The sequence below is a fragment of the Salibaculum halophilum genome, from assembly GCF_002094885.1.
Taxonomy (GTDB): Bacteria; Pseudomonadota; Alphaproteobacteria; order Rhodobacterales; family Rhodobacteraceae; genus Salibaculum; species Salibaculum halophilum.
Genome location: NZ_MSIT01000052.1, coordinates 1 through 2,766 on the forward strand (window position 1 = coordinate 1; position 2,766 = coordinate 2,766).

Genomic DNA, 2,766 nt, shown 5'->3' on the forward strand with positions numbered 1-2,766 from the left:
CTCGACCGGGTCCAGCGTGCCGATGGAGAGGCCACCCTCGCCGGTCGCCCAGTCGGGCAGATTGGAGAGCGCCGCATTCAGCCGGTTGATGAAGCGATTGATCCGGTCCACCACGCCGTTGATCATCGACTCGACGCCGTCGATCAGGACATCGGCGGCCTGGAAGGCGAAGTCCCCGATGGCCTCCGGCAGCGCGCCCCAGGTTGCCTTCACCGCGTCGAACGCGCCCGAGAAGGTCGCGACGGTGCTGTTGCCCCAGCCGACCACGGCCTCCGTTGCGCCCTGCAGACCCTCGAGGATCGCCGCCTGCGCCGCGGCCCAGCCGGCCTCAATCCGCACCCAGGCGGCGCCGGCGCGCCGGGCAATCCGGTCCCATGCCTCCGCCGCCACGTCCCGAAGCAGCCCGAGTGCGTCGCCGATGCCGCCCGTGGTCGCCACCAGGCGGGTGAACTGGTAGATCAGCTCGCCCGCGCCGACGATCAGCGCCCCGATACCGGTGCGGATCAGCGCCCCGCGCAGGACCACTAGCGCTGTGGCCAGCCCGCGGACCGAGAGCGCAGCTGCGGCCAGCCCGGCCACCCAACGGCCGGCTAGGAACCCGGCGAAGGCCGCTGCGGTGCTCGCCACCCGCCCGACATTGTCGATCAGCAGGACGATCGCGTCGGAGATGCCGGTGAAGACCCGCTGGATCGGCCCGCCCACTTCGCCGAGCCGGGCCAGCCCCTCGGCCGCGCTCTGCAGAGCCGGCGCGGCGGCGACGGCCAGCTGGTTCGACAGGCCCCGCCAGAGCAGGCCCAACCGCGAGATCGCGTCGTTCGTTTCCTCGATCCGGTCGGCGTCCGCGTCGCTCACCAGCACGCCGAAGCGGCGCAGCTCGTCGTTGGCCTGGCGCAGCTGCGCCGGGTCGAGCCGCTGGAATGCCACGAAGGCGCGGTCGCCGAAGAGCTGCGAGAAGAGCGCCGCCTGCTCGGAGGCCGCGGCATTGCTCCGGATCGCCTCGGTCACCCGCGCGATGCGTTGGTCGAGCGGCAGCGCGAGCAGCTCCGCCGCATTCAGCCCCAGCCGCCGGATCGCGGCGGCCGCGGGCCCGCTGCCGTCGGCGGCGAAGAGCGACAGGCGCCGTGTCAGGCGCGCCGAGCCGGCCTCGAGCTCGCGGAAGGAGTTGCCCGAGAGGTCCGCCGCCCGGGCGAGCACCTGCACGCTCGCCGTGGTGGTGGCGAGCGACTGCGCGAGCTTGGCCTGCGCATCGATGGTCTGGAGCCCCGAGCGGATCAGCGCCGCGCCGGCCGCTGCAGCCGCCGCACCGACGACCCGGGCGATCCGCGTCGCCTGCCGCGCGAAGCGGGCGAGCCGCCGGTTGGCCGCCTCCATCTCGCGCGAGAGGCGCCGGAAGCCCTGCTGCCCGGCCTCGCCCACACCGCGCAGCGCATCCTTGACCTGCCGCCCGCCCGTCGCCGACAGGCGGACAGAGACGCGTTTCTCGGCCATGTGACTGCCTCCGGTATCGGAAGGATCGGTAAAGCGCGCCGCCGCGCGCCCCTTGCAATATGTATCACGTCGTGATACATGCCCCCATGATCATCAGCACGAAGGGCAAGCGCGCGGCGAACGCGGTGGAACGCCGGTTCGGCAAGGCCTTCCCGGCCGATCTGGTCAAGCGGACGCGGGCGATGCTCTCGGCGCTCGATGCCGCCGTGGTCCTCGAGGATCTCCGGTTCCCGCCGGGCAATCATCTCGAGGAGCTCAAGGGCGATCGGGCCGGGCAGCATTCCGTCCGGATCAACGACCAGTGGCGCATCTGCTTCGTGTGGACAGATCAGGGACCGACCGACGTCGAGATCGTCGACTACCATTGAACGGGCATTGAACGGGCCTCGAAAGGACGCGCCATGGCACTGATGAAGACCCCCTCGCACCCCGGCGAGGTTCTCGGGGAGCTCTACCTCGACCCGCTCGGGCTGAGCCCGATCGCGCTGGCCCGGCGCCTCCACGTGCCGCGCACGCGCATCGAGCGGCTGGTGCGCGAGGAAACCTCTGTGACCGCCGACACTGCCATGCGGCTCGCCAAGGCCTTCGGCACGACGCCCGAATACTGGATGAACCTGCAGCGCGCCTGGGACCTCGCCCGCGCGCGCGACACGGTCGACGTCTCAGACATCACCCCCGTCGCTGCCGCCTGACCCCGCCTGTCTGGCCAGCGTCTCGACCACCACCGCCTCGACATGCGGGAGAAGCTCGGCGGCGGCCGGGTCGATGCCGCGGGCGCGCGCCATCGCCAGCAGCGCGGTCATGTCGAAGCCGATCACGCCGCCCATCGGGGCCAGCCGCAGCTGGCCGCCCGCCGCCTGCACCAGATCCCGCACCTGCCGGCCCTCGAGCGTCAGCGGCAGTTCTTGCGTTTGCGGGCAGTCCGGGCACGGCCCTTGGCACCCTGCGCAGTAGTCCGCGCCCCCGCCCCAGACCCAGGCTGCGAGGGCGCAGAGGCGTTTTTTTCCTGCTCCAGCAGCAGCCCCTTCTGGACATAGCGGGTCTGGAACGCCTCGAAGATCGGCCAGATGTCCATCAGCGCGGGGATCGTCTCGGGCCCGGGATCCACGGGGGCGCCCTTCGCGTCGCCCACGCCCTCCCACTCGACGATCGCCAGCCGGTCCAGCGCCACCGCGAAGGGGATCGCCACCGCCTCGTCGGTGGCACGCGACGTCTCCGTGTCGTCGCCCTCGCTGGGCATGGTCTCCAGCGCCGCGACCACGTCCGGGTCGCGGCGCA

General features: G+C 72.1%; 4 protein-coding genes and 1 pseudogene. 2 read left to right on the forward strand and 3 right to left on the reverse strand.

The window, feature by feature from the left end; genetic code table 11:
* Positions 1 to 1,488, reverse strand: a pseudogene (locus BU124_RS14340) (phage tail tape measure protein); the annotation flags it as partial.
* An 86-nt stretch (positions 1,489 to 1,574) separates the two neighbouring features.
* Here BU124_RS14340 and BU124_RS14345 point away from each other — a divergent pair.
* Positions 1,575 to 1,856, forward strand: coding sequence for a type II toxin-antitoxin system RelE/ParE family toxin (locus BU124_RS14345; protein ID WP_084864248.1), 282 nt, complete (start codon positions 1,575 to 1,577; stop codon positions 1,854 to 1,856).
* 33 nt (positions 1,857 to 1,889) lie between these two features.
* A complete protein-coding gene (locus BU124_RS14350; RefSeq protein WP_084864247.1) occupies positions 1,890 to 2,180 on the forward strand; it encodes a HigA family addiction module antitoxin in 291 nt (96 codons plus the stop codon).
* Here the strand turns inward: BU124_RS14350 and BU124_RS14355 are convergent.
* Positions 2,151 to 2,363 carry a DUF7697 family protein gene (locus BU124_RS14355; protein WP_245831708.1) on the reverse strand — a complete coding sequence of 71 codons (213 nt, stop codon included), beginning with the start codon at positions 2,361 to 2,363 and terminating at the stop codon, positions 2,151 to 2,153. The two genes, BU124_RS14350 and BU124_RS14355, sit on opposite strands and share 30 nt — an antisense overlap.
* 17 nt (positions 2,364 to 2,380) lie before the next feature.
* Positions 2,381 to 2,766 (reverse strand): hypothetical protein (locus tag BU124_RS14905; RefSeq protein WP_179141943.1); only part of this gene is annotated, 386 nt, incomplete at its 5' end.